Here is a 21,048-nt window from a genome sequence, read left to right on the forward strand (position 1 = left end):
GGGAGGGATTAATATGGCAGCCTATACCCTGGCCGCTCGAGAGAAAACTGCCGGTGATACGATAATCTGTATACCCAGCCGGATGGGGCAGGTGAAAATAGGCACCGGTCACTGTACAGTTATAGCCGGTTCCTGCGCAGTGGAATCCCGGGAGCAATACCTGCCTTTGGCTGAGAAACTGAAGGCTATGGGCGTTCATATCCTGCGCGGGGGAGCCTTTAAACCCCGCAGTTCCCCCTACTCCTTTCAGGGTTTAGGGGAGGAGGGCTTGCGTATCCTGGCTGAAACCCGGGAATTAACGGGTATGCCGGTGGTTACCGAGATCATGGATCCGCGCGATCTGGATAAGGTATATAATTGTTCTGATTTGCTGCAGATCGGCAGCCGTAATATGCAGAATTTTTCTTTGTTAAAGGAAGTAGGCCAGATTGACAAACCGGTTATTTTAAAAAGGGGTTTGGCGGCTACTATTGAGGAATGGCTGCTGGCTGGTGAATATATCCTGGCGGCCGGTAATCAGCAGGTTATTTTATGCGAGCGGGGCATCCGCACTTTTGAGAGCATGACCCGTAATACAGTAGATATCGGAGCCGTAGCCCTGGTCAAACAGATATCGCATCTGCCGGTCATCGTTGATCCTAGTCATGCTACCGGGCTGCGATCCTTAGTAATACCCGTAGCCCGGGCAGCGATTGCCGCCGGTGCGGATGGCTTAATGGTGGAGGTGCATCTGCAGCCCGACCAGGCTTTGTCTGATGGTCCGCAATCATTAAGCCCGGAAATGATGGAATCGTTATTAAAAGATATTAGGGATCCAAGGGGCCGGGTCTCTTAGGGAAAAATCGAAAGTAATACGCGCCTGATATTAGCTTACTTAAAGTTAAGCCTCAATAAGTACGGCGCGTAATTTTTTTGCAATTTTCTCCGGTGATTTCAAGCCATTAGTATTTAATCTTCTATCTGTTATAATGGGTTGAGATGAAGTTAGGACAGGGAACATGGAATCAAAAAAGCATTGCAAACAGGGTAGAGGCTGCCAGAAATCAGGGGGGTGCCAATATGATAATAGATAAGATTGGTCATATAAAAGATAATCTTTATTGCCTGGGTTATGAGGAATGCCCCATATATCTTTGGGATGGAGCGAAACCCGCGATATTTGATGCAGGGGTAACCTGCGCTGGAAAAGTATACGCTGAATCTATCCGTTCTATCCTTAAGGAACGGCAACCAGCGGTGCTTTTTTTGACTCATGTCCATTGGGATCATTGTGGTGCGGCTGCCTACCTGAAAAAAGCCTTCCCGGAGATGCAAATTGCCGCCACCTCCATAGCTGAAAGTATTTTGCAGCGTCCCAACGCGTTGGCCCTGATCAGCAAGCTAAATGCAGATTCCCTGGATAGGATGAGTTTAATGCCGGGCTTTGATCGTGTCCAGATGAATACCGAACCTTTTGCTCCTTTTGAGATCGATATAAAATTGCAGGACGGTCAGGTCTTTGATTTAGGAGACGGGACTAAGCTTAAAGTGCTGGCTACACCTGGTCATACTAAAGATCACCATAGTTTTTACCTGCCCGCTGAAAAAATTCTTTTTGCCGGTGAAGCAGCCGGGGTCTACTACAGTCCCGAGGTGGTTACAACTGAGTTTGTCTATAATTACGATGCCTATTTGTCTTCCCTGCAGCGCTTGGCCGCCCTCCCCTCAGATATTTTTTGCCAGGGGCATTATTCTATCTTGGCTGGGCGGGAAGAAATCAAGGGCTTTTTAGAAAAATCAATCAACGCAACGATTGGTTTCAAGAAAAGAGTCCTGGAACTTCTTAAAGAGGAAAACGGCTCCATCGAGAAGGTAATCTCCAGGGCCAAAGCCGAATACTACGACCCTTTCCCGGCTCTCAAGCAGCCGGAAGATCCCTATCTCCTGAATCTAAAGGCCAAGGTAGCCCATCTGGCCGCCCAAGCATAAACAGCAGCCTCAAAATTAAGTCGTGTTTTTAGTAATTAAATAGATGCGGATTACGTGGATTTATGCGGGTTCACGCGGTTTTAACATACACAAGACCAAGCTAACCGGAAATTTTTAGGCAACGACCTCCGGTTGCTTTAATTAATAATACGCTAACTGCGGCATCATCGTTTATTTTTTAAAAAACCCGCTAATTAGGTGCCAAAAGGTGTCAAAAGAACCGTCCCCATGGCACCGTTGGCAGGTTTAATTGGGCTCGTTGTATTTCCAGTTGCCTTGGTGACGGATGCTGCCATTTTTATAGTAAGCTGTGCCTGTACCGTGTCTGAGCCCATTTTTATACTCGCCTTCATAGCGTAAGGTACCGTCTGGATAGTATTCTCTACCATAACCTTCCTGTTTGCCTTTCACCCAATCGCCCTCGTAGATACCGCCGTTTCTGAATATGGCCTTGCCTTTGCCGTTGGGTTTACCTTCGCTTATTTCCCCAATGTAGTCTACGTTGACAGTATAACGTAACTCCAGGTCATTGATTTCTGCCATCTAAAATCCACCCCCCACTATTTCTACATAAAAATTACCAACTTAATCATACCATTATTATATAGTAAAGTGGTATACATATTATGAAATGGTTAAAGTAAATTAAATGGTAATGTGTTTGCGGATATCATGGTTGTAGTGAATTTTACTCGATTTCTAAAACATCGGGCAGCCTAAAACCATGAATAATTAAGATTCTGTTGTGGAAAGGTGGAGTATTTTTGTCAAGTATACTAAGCAATTATTTTTTGCAACGACTTATTTCCAAAATTGTAGCGCTAGACTATCTCATACAACAAAAGATAATGGCTGCCAATACCCCCTGGTTAAGTCAGGTTATGGCGGTTATTACCAATCTAGGGTCGCCACTGGCCTATATAACTATTGCTGTTCTGGTTTTTATAGGGCTGGGCTGGCAGAAAAGATGGTGGGAGGCGCTTTTTTCTATCAGCAGCCTGTTTTCTGCCTGGGTTTTAATGGGGTTTTTGAAAAATATTATTGCCAGACCGCGCCCTTTGGGTGAAGCCCTTACTATTGCAACGGGTTTTAGCTTTCCTAGCGGACACGCCATGCTATCCCTGGCCTTCTATGGTTTTCTGGCCCTGGTGGTGTCAGGGGATTGCCCGCCTAAATACAGATCTCTTATCCGGGTCGGTTTTTCGGTTTTAATTCTGATTATCGGTTTCAGTCGGGTTTATCTGAATGTTCATTATACCAGTGATGTACTGGCCGGGTATATTTTGGGGGCTTTAATACTGGCAGTTAATTGGTGGGTGATGAAGAAAACTATGAAAGCGAGCGGCGAAAGCGTATGATAGTATATAACCGGAAACAATGAGGCTTGGTATCGGTTAAATTGCTGTTTAGAACAAATCTTCTTAAAGTTGCTAAGGATGTTTTGAGGTTGGGGCGGGAAAAGCCCATAGAAAAACGTGTCTTGATGGGGCTTTTTTTAACGAGTTCTATTTTGCTTGCGCCAATTTTTTTGGGCTTTTCTAACCTCTTTGCCTTCCTGGGAAAAGATGCGCTGGTTTTTATCCTGGCGGGCCTTGCCGCCTATGAATTCATTCTCAAGCCCCCGGGCAACCACCAGGGTATTCCCTTCGTCATACGTTAAGGCCACCGGCCAGTCTGATTCGCCATAAATGACTCGGTAGCCCGACTCCCTTAGCAGCTGTTCTTCTTTTAACATTTTGCGTATTTCTGACTTTAAGACCGCAAAATTATTCGCACTATGATGGCCTTTGCCATGATTTATGACCAGGACATCTACGCCATGTTTTATGCACCAATCTAAATTCAACTGGGTTTTTTGCCGGGCTTCCTGCAGGTTGAGTCCATGTAGATTCAAGTTTTCAACTTTCAATGGGGTAACGCTCCTTAGTAAATTTGCCTTATCATAACATATTATTAGCCCGGTTAACTAAATAAAACCAAAAAATCACTGCAAAAAACGATGCGGATAATATGGATGACACGCTTACCAATTAAAGAATAGGTTGTTGTACACTAAAGGGCGCTGATTATATATTTGTAACACTATCATAATCGTATGGAAAAAACGCAAAAAAAATATATGTTATATGAGGGAAGGAAAAATACCTTCCTAAGAGAATTAGTTCAGAAACATCAAACTCATATTAAACCAAGATTAGGGGGGCAGGGTAGTGTTTTTTATGCCTGATAAGGATATTCAAGCCATACCAGGTGCTGTTGAACAGATTACTTATTTAAGTGCTGTTTTAGATAAATCTGCCCTGGCATTTGTGTCTTTTAATGAGGCCGGCCAAGTTGTCGCTTGCAACTCCTGTTTCAGGAATATGTTGGGATACAGTTTTGACGATATGATTACCTTGAAATGGGATGAAGACATTTGTGTTTCCGGCGGAAGTCCCAACAATGCTATGTTTAAACAAGCATTAATTAACAGTAAACAGGCGCAGCGTTATGAGAAGGAATACCGCTGCAAGGACGGCAGTCTGATTACGGTGGAAGTGTTGCTGCAAGCCATCTTAACCGAGAACTTTATCTGGTATTATGCCATATTGTTAGACATCAGCGAACGTAAAAAAGCCGAGCGTGCTTTGGCCGGGTATTTCTATGAGCGCATGAGGCGGGAAGAGGAGCTGCTAAAAAGCAATCAGGCCTTAACCAGGATTGAAATTGAGCTGAGTGCTGCCAACCAGCAGTTGATGGCTACCGAAGAGGAATTGCGTAATCAGCTGGAAGAACTTGAAGACAACCGCAAACATCTGAATAATGCGCACCAGCAGCTTACCGCGATCCTGGATTTCCTGCCCGATGCGGCCTGCGTTATTAATCGCGAAGGCGAAATAAAACTATGGAACCGGGCTATGGAAGAGCTCACCCAGTTTAAATCCCTGGAAATGCTGGGTAAAAACAATTTTGGGTATACGCTGCCTTTTTATGGTCAAAGCCAACCTGCACTGATCGATATAGTAATGATCCCGCCCGCGGAAAGGCAGCAAAAGTATCCGGGGGTTTCGGATGAAAACGGAATCCTTTCCCTGGAGGGGTTTTTCCCCTTAATCGCTGGCGGGGCATACCTGCAATGCAAGGCGGCGGCGCTCTTTGACAAAGACGGGCGGGTAACCGGCGCTATTGAAACTATCCGCGATATCAGCAAACAAAAACAAATAGAAAGGGAATTAATCAGCAGCGAAGCCCGGTATCGCAATATTCTCGAAAACATTGAAGAAGGCTATTTTGAAGTGGACATTAAAGGCAATTATACTTTTTTTAATCCCTATCTGCAAAAATATCTGGGGTACAGCCGGGATGAATTAGCCGGCATGAATTATAGGAATCTGATGGATAAAGAAAATGCCCGGAAGGTATGGGATACCTTTAACAAGGTTTATTGCAACCGTCAAACAGTACGGGAATTTGGCTGGTATGTATTAGATAAAAATCGGCAGCGGCTGTATGTTGAAACAACCGTTTCGCCCATTTTGGAAAATGATCAGGTGGTTGGATTTCGCGGGATTGTGCGTGATCTGACCCAGCGCCAGAAGGCTCATGAAGCTTTACAGGCCAGTGAAGCCAGGTACCGGGGGATTGTTGAGGATCAAACCGAGCTAATCTGTAGATTTCAGCCGGATGGCAGCCTGACTTTCGTAAATGAAGCCTATTGCCGTTATTTTAAGCAGTCGCGGGAGGAACTAATCACCAGTCCTTTTTTGGCCAATATTCTGGAAGAGGATCGCAATATCCTGGATGCGGCAATTGCCGGTCTAAGTGCGGAAAATCCGGTTTCTACAACGGAAATAAGGGTAGCAGTGGCAGGAAAAACGTGTTGGAATTCCTGGACCCATCGGGTGATCTATGATGATAGGGGCAAACTGGTGGATATACAATCGGTTGGAAGGGATATTACCGAAATGAAAGAAGCCCTTTTCAGGCTGCAATATCTGAGTATGCATGATTCATTAACCGATTTATATAATCGCTTCTACTTTGAGGAGGAGATGCGTCGCCTGGAAAGTGTGCGCTATAACCCTGTAGCTATGATAATCTTTGATGTGGATGGTTTGAAATTAGTCAACGATACCTTGGGTCACGACAAGGGGGATCAGCTATTAATCAACACAGCCAATATTATACGCAAATCCTTCCGTAAGGAGGATGTGGTTGCCCGGGTTGGGGGCGATGAATTTGCCGTTTTATTGCCCAGAACACCCCAAAATCAGGTAGAAGAAGCCCTGAAAAGAACAAATGAGCGTATAAAAAAATACAACTCAAGTCATCCCGAGTTGCCTTTAAGCCTGTCAGCCGGTTATGCCTTGCGTAAAGATGATTCGTTAACCATGAATGATATTTTCAAGGAAGCTGATAACAAGATGTATCGCCAGAAGCTACACAGTCAGCAAAGTAATCGTAGTGTGCTGGTTCAAACCCTGATGAAAGCTCTGGAAGCCCGCGATTATATAACCGAGGGGCATGGTGATAGACTCCAGTTACTGGTCGGTAAAATGGCTGAACTCCTTGATTTGCCTGATTCGACTGTAAAAGATTTATGTCTTTTGGCTCAGTTTCATGATATAGGTAAGGTAGGCGTGCCTGATGCGATCCTGTTTAAAAAAGGGCCTTTAAATACGCGGGAATATGCGGAGATGCAGAGACACTCTGAAATAGGACACCGTATTGCCTTGGCCGCACCGGATCTGGTTTTGATTGCTGATTGGATTCTTAAACACCATGAGTGGTGGGACGGAACAGGTTATCCGCTCGGTTTGAAAGGGGAAGATATTCCTCTTGAATGTCGCGCGCTGGCTATTGCCGATGCTTATGATGCCATGACCAATGACCGCCCCTACCGGCAAGCCATGCCTTCCGAGGCTGCCCTGGAGGAAATCCAGAAGGCTGCCGGAACGCAATTTGACCCGTTTTTGGTCAGGGTGTTTTTGCAGGTCGTAACTGGAGATTCTGATTTCCAAATCTTTAATCAAGAGGTCTCCTCATCATGATTTGAGGGCCGGGGGATCAGCATTAACTGTTCAATTTTTTTGTTGTCCATTTTAGTGATCTTAATCTGGTATTTACCCAAGGTGAATGACTCCCCGGTTTCCGGGAAGCGGCCTAACTGACCCAATACATAACCAGCCAGGGTATTAAAATCATTTGGGATATCATTAACCGGCAGCCCCAGCTCTTCGATGGCGGCATCAATATCCAGGCTGCCGCTTACCAGAAGCGTTCCGTCTGCCAGAAGCTTAATCTCTGGTTCTTCCTGATCAAATTCGTCTTGAATATCACCAACCAGTTCTTCCAGGATATTATCCATGGTTACGATACCGGCGGTACCGCCATATTCGTCAACGACTACCGCCATATGCTGGTGGCTTTTTTGAAATTCCTGCAAAAGCTTATCTAGGAGCATTCCCTCGGGGACAAACAGGATATCACGTTTTAATTCCGTAATACTGTCGATATTATCGTCAGCGTATAAAAGATCCTTAATGTGAATCAAGCCCAATACCCGATCAGGGCTGCCGCTGCAGATCGGAAATCTGGTATGCTTCGCTTGACGGGCAATTTTCAGATTATCTTCCAGGCTGTCATTGACATCTAAAAAGACCACCTGGGGGCGCGGAACCATGATCTCTTCGGCCACCTTTTTTTCGAATTTAAAAACATTTTGCAACAGCTCCTGCTCGCTTTTTTTAATCTGGCCTCCCTTATAGCTGGCAGATATCAACATGCGCAATTCTTCTTCGGAATGACTGCCGGTATGGGCGGGATCAGGCTCCAGTCCAAATAGCAACAATACTTTGTTGGCGGTTCCATTTAAAACAACTACCCCGGGGTAGAATAAATAATAAAAAAACTGCATGGGAGCCGCCAAACTAAGAGCCAAGGATTCAGATTTCTGGATTGCCAGGGATTTGGGAGCCAGTTCGCCAAAAACAACGTGCAGAAAAGTTATAATAAGGAAAGCAATCACGAATGATATGGAGTGAACCAATGCGGGAGCAGATAAACCCCAGCTTAAGAACAGAGGGCTTAAAAGACTGGCTATAGCCGGTTCTCCCATCCATCCTAATCCTAAACTGGCCAAGGTGATGCCCAATTGGGATACCGACAGATAAGCGTCAATATGGGTAATGCACTGCTCGGTCCGCAGTGCGCGGCGATCTCCCTGAGCGGCTAATTGCGATATTCGGGTAGGACGAACTTTGACAAAGGCAAACTCAGCGGCTACAAACAGGGCGTTTAACGCCACCAGCAGCAGGGCGCCCAGGATTTTTAAAATACTGACAAGACTACCGGCTATTGCTTGTTCCATAAGCGTCCGATCCCTCCAGATTGGTTTTGCGTTTGCCTTTACTATATTACACTATATTAATTATGGACGAAAAGCATTTTACTAATCCATTTCGCTGTCAAAGGTTTTTTGCGGCAGAAAAACAGGGCAGAACCGGCCTTAAGTTTTAGTGATCGTAACCATATGTCGGCCAGATAAACCTGGGGCTGCGTTGCGCCGAAACTGTCAAGTTGTTATAATCCTAGTTATAAAAGGGAGGGATATTCTTGAATCTCGATGAAATAACGGTCTTGTATACGGCAGAAGAAATCCAGGAAAAGGTATGTGAGATGGGGCGGGCGATCAGCTTTGATTACGAAGGGGAAAGCCTGCTGGTAGTAGGCATTTTAAAAGGAGCATTTATTTTTATGGCCGATCTGGTCAGACAGATCAAGCTGCCTTTGCAACTTGATTTTATAGATGTATCCAGTTATGGGAATTCAACCGTTTCCTCGGGTGAAGTGCGGATTATGAAGGATCTGGAATATTCGATTAAAGGCAAAAACGTATTGATTGTTGAGGATATAGTGGACAGTGGTCTGACCTTATATTATATTACCGAAATATTAAAAAAAAGATCTCCCCAAAGCGTTCGCATAGCCTGCCTCCTGGATAAGCCATCCCGCCGTAAAAGTCCTGCCTACCCGGATTATGTAGGTTTTACTATTCCGGATGAGTTTATAGTAGGTTATGGTCTGGACTATGACGAAAAATATCGTGAATATCCGGATATTTGTATATTAAAACCGTCAGTATATGAGAAATAGAGGTGTAAAGATGGAAAAAGAACTGGTTCTGGTACTTGATTTTGGAGGTCAATATAACCAATTAATTGCCCGGCGAATAAGAGAACTATCGGTTTATTGTGAAATGGTTCCATATGATATTTCCTTGGACGACTTAAAAGCCAAAATGCCCAGTGCCATCATTATGACCGGAGGCCCAGCCAGTGTACATGGAGAAGGCGCACCTCACTGTGATCCGCGGATTTTTACCCTGGGTATTCCGATTTTGGGGATCTGTTATGGTATGCATTTGCTGGCTCAGGAATTAGGCGGACAGGTTAAACCTTCTCAGGTACGGGAGTATGGACGCACTAATATGGAACTGGTTGATGATGATATACTATTTAATGATATTATCGGACCGACTCAGGTATGGATGAGCCATAGTGATTCTGTAGTCACTATTCCGGAAGGTTTTCGGGTAATTGCCAGAACCGGGAATTGTCCGGTGGCTGCGTTTAGCCATTCCCAACAAAAAATATACGGTGTGCAGTTTCACCCGGAAGTGAAGCACAGCCTTAAAGGGATGCAGGTCTTACATAATTTTCTGTTTACTATCTGCGGGTTAAAGGGCGATTGGGACTTAAATGATTTTATAGCTGAATCAATAGACGAAGTGCGCCGCCAGGTGGGTGACCGCAAGGTACTCTGCGGATTAAGCGGAGGAGTGGATTCATCGGTGGCAGCAGCCCTGGTTCACAAAGCCGTAGGGGATCAATTGGTATGCGTATATGTGGATAACGGACTGATGCGTAAAGGAGAATCAGAGCAAGTCTTAAAAACCTTTAAGGATAACATGCACATGAACCTGGTTTTCGCTGATGCCGGCGCCCGTTTTTTAAGCAAACTGGCTGGGGTGACTGACCCGGAGAGAAAACGTAAGATTATCGGAGCAGAATTTATTCGCGTGTTTGAAGAAGAGGCTCGCAAACTCGGGGAAATAGATTTTTTGGTACAGGGCACCATTTATCCGGATATCGTGGAAAGCGGCACCAAAACCGCCCATACTATAAAAAGTCATCACAATGTAGGAGGACTGCCAGAAGACATGCAATTTGAATTGGTTGAACCCCTAAAACTTCTTTTTAAGGATGAGGTCAGGGAAATCGGTGAAAAACTTGGTCTGGCCGAAGAAATAGTCTGGAGGCAGCCATTCCCGGGACCGGGCTTAGGGGTCAGGGTTCTCGAAGAAGTAACCGCTGAAAAAGTGCACATTTTGCAGGAAGCCGATTACATAGTGCGGGAAGAGATCAAGAAAGCCGGGCTGGATCGCGAGGTCTGGCAGTATTTTGCAGTCTTGCCTCCCATGCGCAGTGTAGGGGTAATGGGCGATGGGCGTACCTATGCCTATCCCATTATTATCCGCGCCGTATCCAGTGACGATGCCATGACGGCTGAATGGGCACAACTACCCTATGAAGTACTGGATATCATGGCCCGTCGTATCGTTAATGAAGTCCAGGGGGTCAACCGGGTGGCCTATGATATTACTTCCAAGCCTCCAGGAACGATCGAGTGGGAGTAATGAACCGGAAATAATTTGGGAGGATTTTAATGCAGAACCGGATTAGAAATTTTAGTATTATCGCTCATATAGACCATGGCAAATCCACACTGGCCGACCGCTTGCTCCAGGAAACCGGAGCCTTGGCCGAGCGTGAGATGCGCGAACAATTTCTGGATAAGATGGATCTGGAAAGGGAAAAAGGAATAACCATAAAGCTGCAGCCGGTGCGACTGGAATACATTGCCCGGGATGGAGAAACGTATATCTTAAACCTGATTGATACCCCCGGGCATGTGGACTTTTCCTATGAAGTTTCCCGCAGCCTGGCGGCCTGTGAAGGGGCGTTGCTGGTTGTGGATGCTTCCCAGGGTATAGAAGCCCAAACTTTGGCCAATGTCTATATGGCCATGGATTTGAATCTGGAGATTATCGGCGTGATCAATAAAATCGATCTGCCCGGCGCAGAACCGGAAATAGTCAAGCAGGAAATGGAAAATGTACTGGGCATTGACCGGGATGAGATTATTCCCATATCCGCCAAGCTGGGTATCGGTGTGGAAGATGTCTTGGAAGCCATTGTGGCACGTATTCCCCCGCCACGTGGAGATGAAAACGCGGAGTTAAAGGCCTTGATCTTTGATTCTTATTTTGATGCCTATAAAGGAGCAATCTCCTACATTCGGGTAGATTCAGGCAAGCTAAAAAAAGGAGACATCATCCGCATGATGTCGACCGGCAAAGAATTCGAGTTAACTGAAATCGGCGTACTAAACCCTTTTATGAATCAGGTGGAAAGCCTTAAGGCAGGTGAAGTCGGTTATTTGGCAGCCGCCATGAAAAATGTGGCCGATACCAAAGTGGGCGACACTATTACCAACGCCGGTCGTCCGGCCCCCCGCGCCCTGGAGGGATACAAGGAGGTCAAACCGGTAGTATTCTGCGGACTCTATCCCCTGGAAAACAGCGAGTTTGAGAAACTGCGAGATGCCTTGGAAAAACTGAAACTAAATGACGCCTCCCTGCTCTATGAGCCGGAATCATCAGATGCCTTGGGATTTGGCTTTCGTTGCGGCTTCCTGGGGCTTCTACATATGGAAATTGTGCGCGAGCGGCTGGAAAGAGAATACGATCTTACCCTGCTGGCGACAGCTCCCAGCGTAATCTATCGTATTCTGCTGACGGATGGCAGTGAGGTTTTTGTCCAGAATCCCTCTCACTGGCCGGATGCCCAGCGGATTGAAATGGTTATGGAACCATTCGTCAAAGCTTCCATCATGGTGCCTAATGATTATATTGGCGCGGTCATGGAACTGTGTCAGGAGAAGCGGGGCAGCTTTGTAAATATGGAATATTTGACCCCGCAGCGGGTAATGATTAGTTACAATCTCCCGCTGGCCGAAATATTGTTTGACTTTTTTGACGGCCTGAAATCAAGAACCAAGGGATATGCTTCCCTGGATTATGAAATAAAAGGATATGAGGCCTCGGATTTAATTAAACTGGATATTTTATTAAACGGTGAACCGGTAGATGCTTTAAGTTCTATAGTGCATAAAGAAAAGTCCTACCAGCGTGGCCGGGCACTAGTGGAAAAACTGCGCAAGATTATTCCCCGGCAGATGTATGAAGTAGCCATTCAGGCATCCATTGGCAACCGGGTAATAGCGCGGGAATCTGTAAAGGCGATGCGCAAAGACGTACTGGCTAAATGCTACGGCGGTGACATTACCCGGAAAAAGAAACTGCTCGAAAAGCAAAAAGAAGGTAAGAAACGCATGAAACAGATCGGGCGGATTGAAATTCCCCGGGATGCTTTCATGTCGGTTATGGATATTGAAAGTGACAAATAACCAAGGTCCGGCCGGGATATATATACACATTCCTTTTTGCCGAAGCAAATGCAGCTACTGCGATTTCTACTCCTTGCCTCAGCCGGAGCAGACTATGCTGGAAAGGTATATCCACTGCCTGCTAAAGGAGATTAAGCTCAGGAGTACCCAATGGAAGGATTATCAATTCAGCACTATCTACTTGGGCGGGGGAACCCCCAGTTTACTTGAACCATTCCAAATAGAGCAGATATTAAAAGCGATTTTCCATAATTATGTTCTGACTACAGATACCGAGATTTCCATGGAAGCAAATCCGGCAACGGTGAACCTGGAATCTTTGCGGGGATTTCGGGAAGCAGGGATAAATCGGATATCCCTGGGAGTTCAGAGTTTTCAGGACAACGAGTTGAAAATACTGGGCCGAATTCACAGGGTTAGTGAAATAAAAGATACCTTAGGTGCACTCGCCAAGTCCGGAATAAAAAATATAAATCTGGATTTGATCTATGGAATACCGGGACAGACTTGGAAAGATTGGCTGTTTAATTTGAGAATGGCAGTAAAATACCATCCTCAACATATTTCCGCCTACCTGCTACAGCTTGATCCCTCTGTTCCTCTGGCCCGCAGAATAATATCCGGAGAAATACCGGCAGAGAACGAAGATCTGCAATATGCTATGTACTACAGCACGATAGATTATCTGAGCGGCCAAGGCTATCAGCATTACGAAATATCAAATTTCGCCTTAACCGGATATGAATGTCATCATAACCTTATATATTGGCAAGCCCATGAATATCTGGGACTCGGTGTTGGGGCAGTCAGCTACCAGAATGGTCAAAGAATTATAAATAAAGCTAACCTTCATGATTATTTGACCCGTTTAGAAAGTGATGGGATCTGTGACACGAAGATACTGGAAACCATGAACGAGCGGGAAAAAATGCTGGATGCGCTAATTTTGGGACTGCGTATGACCACCGGTATTAAGCCATCTGAATTGGAGGTGCGATTTGGTATAGATTTTATTCAGGAATACTATGCTATTATAAAGAAGCTGGAGCAGGACGGTCTTTTAATCATAGAGCCGGATAGAATACGCATAAGCCGCAGAGGGTATTTCCTGTCCAATCAAGTTTTCAGTCGTTTTATTTAAAAAACCCAAACGGCAGTATTGTTTCTCCATCCGGGCTTCCATTCTGTAGCCTTGACAAAGATTCGGGCAGATGCTATGTTTTTATAAACACCAATTAGCACTCAATCGATGTGAGTGCTAACAGAGCAGGTGATAGTAATGGTATTAGATGAAAGAAAAAGGTATATTCTTGAATCCATTATCAAGGACTATGTGGAAACTGCTGAGCCGGTTGGCTCACGCTCCATCGTCCGCAAACATGGCTTGAATATCAGTGCGGCGACTGTCAGAAATGAAATGGCGGATTTGGAGGATATGGGATATCTGGAGCAGCCGCATACGTCTGCGGGCAGAATTCCCTCGGAAATGGGTTTTCGTTATTATGTAGACTGTATGATGGAAAAGGAGTCCCTTACCGATGAAGAGGTAGAAATACTTGGGAAAAAACTGCAGGAAAGCATTCGGGAATGGAATGATGTAGCTCAGGGAATAGGCGATTTTCTTTCCCAGGTAAGCAATTATGCGTCCTTTATAATCATTCCTTCCATAAAATACAGCCATTTTAAGTATCTCCACCTGGTACCGATACAGGAGGGGCAGGCCCTTGTTTTGGTGGTCACAGATGTCGGTCTTATAATGCATCGCAGAATAGACATTCCCAGAGGCATTAGTCCCGAAGATTTGCAGGCGATCAGTGAGGTTTTTAACCGGGTATGTAAAGGCAAAAAAATTATGGAGCTTAGACGCAGTGAATTGCAAATCTTAAGAGACGATTTAAAAAAACGCCAGCAGGTGATCGACCGAGCCTTGGAAGCCGTGGATAATCTGCTGGATAATACGGCCGATGAAAAAGTGCTGATAAGCGGCGCTTTAAATATATTAAAAGAACCTGAGTTCAAAGATCTGGATAAGTTAAAACGCATCCTGACCCTACTGGAAGAAGATGGTTTGTTTAAGGGGATCATCCCTGATAACATCAGTCAGGACGTGGACATACTTATCGGTAAGGAAAACCAGTCGGAAGATATCCAGGAAATGAGTTTGGTTTTTACAGGGTATAGGACAGCCGGGGAAATGGGCAAAATGGGTTTAATCGGACCTATACGCATGGAATATTGGAAAGCTGCCGGAACACTTGATTCGGTACGCACCATTATTGAAGACTTGCTTCATAATCGTTTCTGATAATTTGGTTTCAAAGGAGTTGCCATGGCTGAAAATACCCTGATTAACAGTGAAATCGACAATAAATTTCAAACCCTATTAAGTAATGCCAATGCTGCCCGGGTTATATCCCAGACTATTGAAGGCACGTTAGGCCCTAAAGGCCTTGATATTATGATGCTGGATAAGTTTGGTGATGTAGTTATCAGCAATGATGGAGTTACTATTTTAAATTTAATGGAAGTTACTCATCCGGTAGCCCGAATGATTATTAATGCGGCCAAATCGCAGCAGTCTGAAGTGGGGGATGGAACGACTACGGCTACGATTATTGCCGGAGCTTTGGTTTCAGAAGGTGCAGCCCAGGTTTTAAAGGGCGTACCGGTGACTCAAGTGATTCAGGGAATGGAAATAGGTATCAGACACTGCCTGGAACTCATTGAGTCCCGGAGCCGGGCTGTTCAATCCTTGGACGAATCATGTCTTTTTGATGCTGCCTGTATAGCCGGTCGGGGACAGCGGGAGCTAGCCGGCCTGGTTATTGAAGGGGCTCATATTATTGGGCGGGATGGATTGATGTTGCCTGACTATAAGTTCAGCGATGCAGTTTTGGCCTGCGAAGCGGTTGACAGCCGAGTATTCACCGGCATCATAGTGAACCGGGAAGCCCTAAACCTGGAGATGCCCTTGGTGATAAACAATGCCAGTATTTTGGTTGTCGATGACGCCCTAGCCCCGGGGGAGATAGATGCTGAAGCCAAAAGTACCGAAAGTGGTTTTCAATACTACTTAAAGAACAAAGAACAGTATCAAAATGATCTGTTTAAAATCTGCGGCATGGGAATAAACCTGGTTCTAACTGACCGCAGTATAGATGATATAGGCGAACAGATCCTGACCGATGCTGGTATAATTGCTTTGCAGCGTGTTTCCCGCCGGGAAATGGATCTGGTTTGCAAGCATACCGGAGCCCGTAAGATAAAACGCCATGGTCTGAGCAAAGATAAACAGCAGCTCAGTACTTACCTGGGCAAAGCCGCGCGGGTGGAAATAGACCAGCAGGCCAGACATACTATTATCTACAACGGCGGAGCTGAAAAAATGGCTACTATATTAATCGGAGCTGCCACAGAAGAAGTTGTTGATGAGAGGGAACGAATTGCCAAAGATGCAGCTGCAGCCGTGCAGGCAGCTCTGCAAAGTGGTGTGGTTCCTGGAGCCGGCGCATTGGAAGTATGGCTGGCCGGACAATTGGAAGAGATGGTTCGCCAAATGCAGGGCATGAGTTCTTATGGAGTCCTGTGTGTTAAGGAAGCCTTGTTAAAACCGTTTACTTGTATTGTCAGCAATGCCGGCTTTAATCCCCTGGAAAAATTAAGGGATGTCATTGCGCAACAGATGCAGTGTCATACCGACAGTCTTGGTATGGATTGTGACAGCGGCGAAATCGTTGATGTATTTAGTGCCGGTATCGTAGATCCCACCCGAGTAAAACTGCATGCCCTTAAGACTGCCGGAGAGGTAGCCACGGCTATCTTAAAAATCAATACGATTATTAAAATGCGGGATGGAAATACTCCCGATATAATAAATCTGGAATAGGGGTGAACTAAAAAATGAAACAAGATTTTGATGAAGGACAGACAGCTAACACTGAGGCTGAGGATATTGCAGCAGAAACAAACACCCAGCCCCCCAAAAGTGAAATTGAGATACTGCAGGAAGAGTTGGCAAAGAAAAGCGCAGAATCCCAAAAGTACTATGATCAGTATCTAAGGAGTCTGGCTGAAGTAGAGAACATGCGCAAACGCGCCCAGCGTGACAAAGAAGAATATATGAAATACGCGCACGTATCTATTATTAAAAAACTGCTGCCGGTCATAGATGACTTTAACCGCGGCATAGCTGCGGCTCAAAAAACCAATGACTTTGAGGCCCTGAGCAAAGGGGTGGAGATTACCGCCCGTAATCTGACGGAGATATTGAAACAGGAAGGTGTAGTTGAAATTGAATGTTTAGGCAAACCTTTTGATCCCGAGTATCATGAACCGTTGATGGTAGTGCCCAGTGAAGAGCATCCCCAGAATACGGTTATTGAGGAGTTAAGCAAAGGTTATATCTTGCATGACCGGCTTATAAGACCCAGTCTGGTTAAGGTCAGTAGTTAATTTGGCTATCCAGTTAAATTAAATAATAAAAAACATATTCAAAAATTATGGAGGTGTCCTTTAAATGGGAAGAGTTGTTGGTATCGATCTGGGGACTACAAATTCAGTAATCGCTGTCATGGATGGCAGTGAAGCTACCATTATAACCAGTGCAGAAGGCGAACGAATTGTCCCCTCAGTAGTCGGTTTTTCCAAAACTGGTGAGAGATTAGTGGGAAGGGTGGCCAAAAGACAGGCGATTACTAATCCAGACAGAACCGTCTTATCGATTAAAAGAAGAATGGGAACTGATTTTAAAGTTAATATAGATGACAAACAGTATTCACCTCAGGAAATATCGGCTATGATTTTGCAAAAAATGAAATCCGACGCCGAGGCTTATCTGGGAGAAAAGGTTACCCAGGCAGTTATTACCGTGCCGGCTTATTTTACCGATTCCCAACGTCAGGCTACTAAAGATGCTGGTAAGATTGCCGGGTTGGAAGTTCTAAGAATCATAAATGAGCCAACTGCCGCCGCCCTTGCTTATGGGTTAGATAAAGAGGAAAATCAAACCATAATGGTCTTTGACCTGGGCGGAGGGACATTTGATGTGTCAATACTGGATATCGGTGATGGAACCTTTGAAGTAAAGGCAACCAGCGGCAATAACCGTCTGGGCGGGGATGACTTTGATGATCGGATTATAAACTGGCTGGTTCAGGAATTTAATAACGCCAATAACATTGATTTGAAAAATGATAAAATGGCTATGCATCGTCTGAAGGAAGCCGCCGAAAAGGCCAAGCATGAACTATCCAGTATGATGAATACCGAGATAAATATTCCTTATATTACCGCCACCCAGGATGGCCCATTGCACTTGGAGAGAAGCTTGAGCCGGGCAAAATTTAATGAGATGACGGCCGATCTGGTGGAAAAAACCATGGGCCCGCTGAAGCAGGCCATGAAAGATGCCGGCGTAAAACCGGCAGAAATAGACAAGGTGATCCTGGTAGGTGGTTCTACCAGAATTCCAGCGGTTCAGGATGCAGTTAAGAATTTTACTGGCAAAGAACCATTTAAAGGCATAAATCCCGATGAAGTAGTAGGATTAGGCGCTGCTATTCAGGGAGGGGTATTGACCGGCGAAGTGACCGATGTGGTGCTTTTGGACGTTACCCCTCTGTCTTTAGGAATTGAAACCCTGGGTGGTGTATTTACCCGGATAATTGACCGTAATACGACCATCCCCACTTCCAAAAGCCAGGTCTTTACTACAGCGGCTGACCACCAGCCTTCGGTTGACATTCATGTCCTGCAGGGCGAGAGGAAGATGTCCGAGAATAATGTGACCCTGGGCAGGTTCCAGTTAACCGGTATTCCTCCGGCCCCCCGGGGAGTTCCGCAGATTGAAGTGAAGTTTGATATCGATGTCAACGGTATTGTAGCGGTAACTGCCAAAGATCTTGCCACCAACAAGGAGCAGAGGATTACTATAACCTCATCCAGTGGATTAAGTGATGCAGAGATCGATCAAATGGTGAAGGATGCCGAGATGTATGCCGAGGAAGACGAAAAACGTCTGCATGAAATAGAAGTCCGCAATACAGCTGACAGCATGATCTATCAGGCCGATAAGACCTTAAAGGACTTTGAGGGTCAGATTGGAAGCGAGGATAGTGATGCTATCACAAACGCCAAAGAAGAACTCGCAGAGGCTCTAAAAGGCAGCGATATAGCAGATATTGAGTCCAAAACAGAGGCTTTGACCAATGCTATTTACGCTGTAAGTGCTAAAATGTATGAAAACATCAACCCCCAGGGCGGAGAAGATGACGGTGTTTTTGACGCTGACTACAATATTCCCGATGAAGATTAGTGAATGACTCGGTATTAACAGACGCAGATTGCACAGATGGCATTATGATTGACGCTGCTAAAAGGATTTCATCATAACCAGGTTTCAAGTTATTGCCAGTATTTGAAGTCTGAGCGCATATCATAAAGAACTGTGCAATTAGCGTCTTTCGGTCTTTAAGGAAGGTGGGAAAAAATGGCCGCAAAACGAGATTATTATGATGTGCTGGGAGTAGCCCGCAATGCCTCTGCGGATGAAATAAAGAAAGCATATCGTCAATTGGCCAAAAAATATCATCCTGATGTTAATAAAGACGATGAAAACGCGGCAGAAAAATTCAAAGAAGTCGCTGAAGCCTATGAAATATTAAGTGATGACCAAAAAAGAGCAACCTATGATCGGTTTGGACATGATGCCTTTGATCCTACTAAAGGAGGCGCCGGTTTCGGAGGTTTTGGAGAAGGTATGGGCGGTTTTGGCGATATCTTTGATCTCCTTTTTGGCAATGTAGGCGGAGGACAACGTCGGCGCACAGGGCCGCAACGCGGAGCTGACCGCGAAATAAGGCTTGACATTAATTTTGAAGATGCTGTTTTCGGTGTAGAGAAGGATTTTGAAATGCAAAGGGTGGAAAAATGCAATCAGTGCAATGGCAGCGGAGCTGAGCCAGGTTCTAGTTCCAAAACGTGTCCGCAATGTCATGGTGCCGGGCAGATGCGCAGTTCCCAGAGTACACCCTTTGGCCGCTTCGAGACGGTGAAGACCTGCACCCGCTGTCAGGGCGAAGGCAAAATTATCGAAAAGCCTTGCAATACCTGTAAAGGCAGCGGCAAGACCAGGAAAAAACGTACTATAAACGTGCGTATCCCGGCCGGGATTGATACCGGATCACGCTTGAGAATGCAGGGCGAGGGCGAAGCCGGCAGTAATGGCGGCCCTCCCGGAGATTTATATATAACGGTCGTGGTACGTCCCCATGAGAGATTTAGCCGGGATGGCTATACTTTAATCTGCAACCTGGATATCGATTTTACCCAGGCGGCTCTGGGTGCAGAAATAGAATTGCCTCTTTTAGGCGGTGCTACCCACCAGATGGTGATTCCAGCCGGTACCCAACCAGGTGATGTTATAACCGTTAGAGGCAAAGGCATCCCCCATCTGCATAGCCAGCGCAGTGGAGACCTGAAGGTAGTCGTTCAGGTAAAGATACCCACAAAATTAAACAAACGTCAAAAGGAATTATTAGAGAGTTTCCATGAAGAGCATGACGACAAGGATGGGAAAAAAGGAATCATAGATCGATTAAAGGATGCCATGGGCTAAGAGGAGATACGTTAATGAAATGGAAAGAATACAGCATACTGACAGAGGGCATATGTGTAGAGGCGGTCTCGGGAATTTTCCATAAAATGGGCTCAGGCGGCGTTGTTATAGAAGATCCCCAGGCAGCCCGCCGTTATGAAAATCTGGAAAAATTCAATCCCGACTCGGTATCCCCGGATTTTATGGAACATGATTTTGTGGTTGTAAAGGCCTATTTTCCAGAAGACAAGAAGATTCAGGATGAATTAGAGCAATTCCTTAAAAAGGTAGAGGATAATTTTAAAGTCAAATGCAAGATTTTTATCGGCGAAGTTAGGGACGAAGATTGGGAAGAATCATGGAAAAAGTATTATCATACCTTTAAAGTAGGCCATCGTTTGGTTATAAAGCCTTCCTGGGAGGAATACAGTGCCCAGGATAGCGAAGTAGTAATTGACATTGATCCGGGCATGGCTTTTGGAACCGGCATCCACGCTTCAACCCGTTTTTGCCTGAAATTCGTGGATGAATACATTAAAGGCGGTGAGACAATAGTTGATGCCGGCTGTGGTTCAGGTATTCTTTCCATTGCGGCAGCCAAATTAGGGGCCCGTCACATACTGGCTATGGATATCGATGAAGTAGCGGTAAGGATAGCTAAAGAAAATGTACATCTAAATGGCTTGGATGGTATTATTGAAGTGGCTGCCGGGGATATTATCGAAGAATTAGCCGGGCGGGAGATAGACCATATGCTGGCCAACATTACCGCGGAAGTCGTTAATCATCTTATTCCAGAAGCGGCCAAAGTACTGCCGCCAGGCGGATATATGTTCTGTTCCGGGATTGTTGACAGCCGCTGGCCGGGTGTACAAAAGCAATTGACCGACTATGGTTTTGCGATTGACAAGGTGTTAACCGATGTTGATTGGGTGGGTGTGGCGGCCCGCAAGTTATAATGGGCTATTTAAATTAAT

Annotated in this window: 17 protein-coding genes; 14 read left to right on the plus strand and 3 right to left on the minus strand. The window is 45.4% G+C overall.

Annotated elements, in window-relative coordinates:
- Nucleotides 1-13: 13 nt before the first annotated feature.
- Nucleotides 14-835 carry a 3-deoxy-7-phosphoheptulonate synthase gene (gene aroF / locus AAV90_RS11565; RefSeq protein ID WP_046499263.1) on the plus strand — a complete coding sequence of 274 codons (822 nt, stop codon included), beginning with the start codon at nt 14-16 and terminating at the stop codon, nt 833-835.
- Nucleotides 836-1,059: 224 nt separating this feature from the next.
- On the plus strand, nt 1,060-1,968 hold the full coding sequence (locus AAV90_RS11570; RefSeq protein WP_046499265.1) for an MBL fold metallo-hydrolase: 909 nt from the start codon (nt 1,060-1,062) through the stop codon (nt 1,966-1,968).
- A gap of 246 nt (nt 1,969-2,214) precedes the next feature.
- Here AAV90_RS11570 and AAV90_RS11575 read toward each other — a convergent pair whose 3' ends face one another.
- Nucleotides 2,215-2,511, minus strand: a complete 297-nt coding sequence (locus AAV90_RS11575; protein WP_046499269.1) for an MORN repeat-containing protein — start codon at nt 2,509-2,511, stop codon at nt 2,215-2,217.
- A 221-nt stretch (nt 2,512-2,732) separates the two neighbouring features.
- On the opposite strand from AAV90_RS11575, the gene AAV90_RS11580 reads away from it, so the two are divergent.
- Complete coding sequence (locus tag AAV90_RS11580) at nt 2,733-3,326, plus strand: phosphatase PAP2 family protein (RefSeq protein ID WP_052729755.1); 594 nt, start codon at nt 2,733-2,735, stop codon at nt 3,324-3,326.
- Between the two features lie 137 nt (nt 3,327-3,463).
- Here AAV90_RS11580 and AAV90_RS11585 read toward each other — a convergent pair whose 3' ends face one another.
- Nucleotides 3,464-3,877 carry a Smr/MutS family protein gene (locus AAV90_RS11585; RefSeq protein ID WP_046499271.1) on the minus strand — a complete coding sequence of 138 codons (414 nt, stop codon included), beginning with the start codon at nt 3,875-3,877 and terminating at the stop codon, nt 3,464-3,466.
- A gap of 310 nt (nt 3,878-4,187) precedes the next feature.
- On the opposite strand from AAV90_RS11585, the gene AAV90_RS14195 reads away from it, so the two are divergent.
- On the plus strand, nt 4,188-6,998 hold the full coding sequence (locus AAV90_RS14195; RefSeq protein ID WP_207642066.1) for a sensor domain-containing diguanylate cyclase/phosphohydrolase: 2,811 nt from the start codon (nt 4,188-4,190) through the stop codon (nt 6,996-6,998).
- On the opposite strand, the gene AAV90_RS11595 is transcribed toward AAV90_RS14195, so the two are convergent.
- Entirely contained in the window at nt 6,977-8,317 is a 1,341-nt protein-coding gene (locus tag AAV90_RS11595) for a hemolysin family protein (RefSeq protein WP_052729757.1), read from the minus strand. The genes AAV90_RS14195 and AAV90_RS11595 overlap by 22 nt on opposite strands.
- A gap of 245 nt (nt 8,318-8,562) precedes the next feature.
- Here AAV90_RS11595 and hpt point away from each other — a divergent pair, with 245 nt between their 5' ends.
- The 10 genes from hpt to prmA all read left to right on the plus strand — a co-directional run bounded on the left by hpt (nt 8,563) and on the right by prmA (nt 21,030).
- Nucleotides 8,563-9,102, plus strand: a complete 540-nt coding sequence (hpt, locus tag AAV90_RS11600) for a hypoxanthine phosphoribosyltransferase (protein WP_046499273.1) — start codon at nt 8,563-8,565, stop codon at nt 9,100-9,102.
- Between the two features lie 10 nt (nt 9,103-9,112).
- The gene (gene guaA, locus AAV90_RS11605) at nt 9,113-10,645 is read left to right on the plus strand and encodes a glutamine-hydrolyzing GMP synthase (protein ID WP_046499279.1); all 1,533 of its coding nucleotides are present in this window, start codon (nt 9,113-9,115) and stop codon (nt 10,643-10,645) included.
- A gap of 29 nt (nt 10,646-10,674) precedes the next feature.
- The gene (lepA, locus tag AAV90_RS11610) at nt 10,675-12,477 is read left to right on the plus strand and encodes a translation elongation factor 4 (RefSeq protein ID WP_046499282.1); all 1,803 of its coding nucleotides are present in this window, start codon (nt 10,675-10,677) and stop codon (nt 12,475-12,477) included.
- A complete protein-coding gene (gene hemW, locus AAV90_RS11615) occupies nt 12,467-13,618 on the plus strand; it encodes a radical SAM family heme chaperone HemW (RefSeq protein WP_198142850.1) in 1,152 nt (383 codons plus the stop codon). Before lepA ends, hemW begins: the two co-directional genes overlap by 11 nt.
- 138 nt (nt 13,619-13,756) lie before the next feature.
- On the plus strand, nt 13,757-14,782 hold the full coding sequence (gene hrcA / locus AAV90_RS11620) for a heat-inducible transcriptional repressor HrcA (RefSeq protein ID WP_046499288.1): 1,026 nt from the start codon (nt 13,757-13,759) through the stop codon (nt 14,780-14,782).
- Nucleotides 14,783-14,806: 24 nt separating this feature from the next.
- A complete protein-coding gene (locus AAV90_RS11625; protein WP_046499291.1) occupies nt 14,807-16,363 on the plus strand; it encodes a TCP-1/cpn60 chaperonin family protein in 1,557 nt (518 codons plus the stop codon).
- Nucleotides 16,364-16,377: 14 nt separating this feature from the next.
- The gene (grpE, locus tag AAV90_RS11630) at nt 16,378-16,929 is read left to right on the plus strand and encodes a nucleotide exchange factor GrpE (protein WP_046499294.1); all 552 of its coding nucleotides are present in this window, start codon (nt 16,378-16,380) and stop codon (nt 16,927-16,929) included.
- A 64-nt stretch (nt 16,930-16,993) separates the two neighbouring features.
- Complete coding sequence (gene dnaK / locus AAV90_RS11635) at nt 16,994-18,790, plus strand: molecular chaperone DnaK (protein ID WP_046499297.1); 1,797 nt, start codon at nt 16,994-16,996, stop codon at nt 18,788-18,790.
- Nucleotides 18,791-18,964: 174 nt separating this feature from the next.
- Nucleotides 18,965-20,092, plus strand: coding sequence for a molecular chaperone DnaJ (dnaJ, locus tag AAV90_RS11640; RefSeq protein ID WP_046499298.1), 1,128 nt, complete (start codon nt 18,965-18,967; stop codon nt 20,090-20,092).
- 14 nt (nt 20,093-20,106) lie between these two features.
- The gene (gene prmA, locus AAV90_RS11645) at nt 20,107-21,030 is read left to right on the plus strand and encodes a 50S ribosomal protein L11 methyltransferase (RefSeq protein ID WP_046499304.1); all 924 of its coding nucleotides are present in this window, start codon (nt 20,107-20,109) and stop codon (nt 21,028-21,030) included.
- Nucleotides 21,031-21,048: the final 18 nt, after the last annotated feature.

The organism is Syntrophomonas zehnderi OL-4 (assembly GCF_000983115.1).
Classification (GTDB): domain Bacteria; phylum Bacillota; class Syntrophomonadia; order Syntrophomonadales; family Syntrophomonadaceae; genus Syntrophomonas_B; species Syntrophomonas_B zehnderi.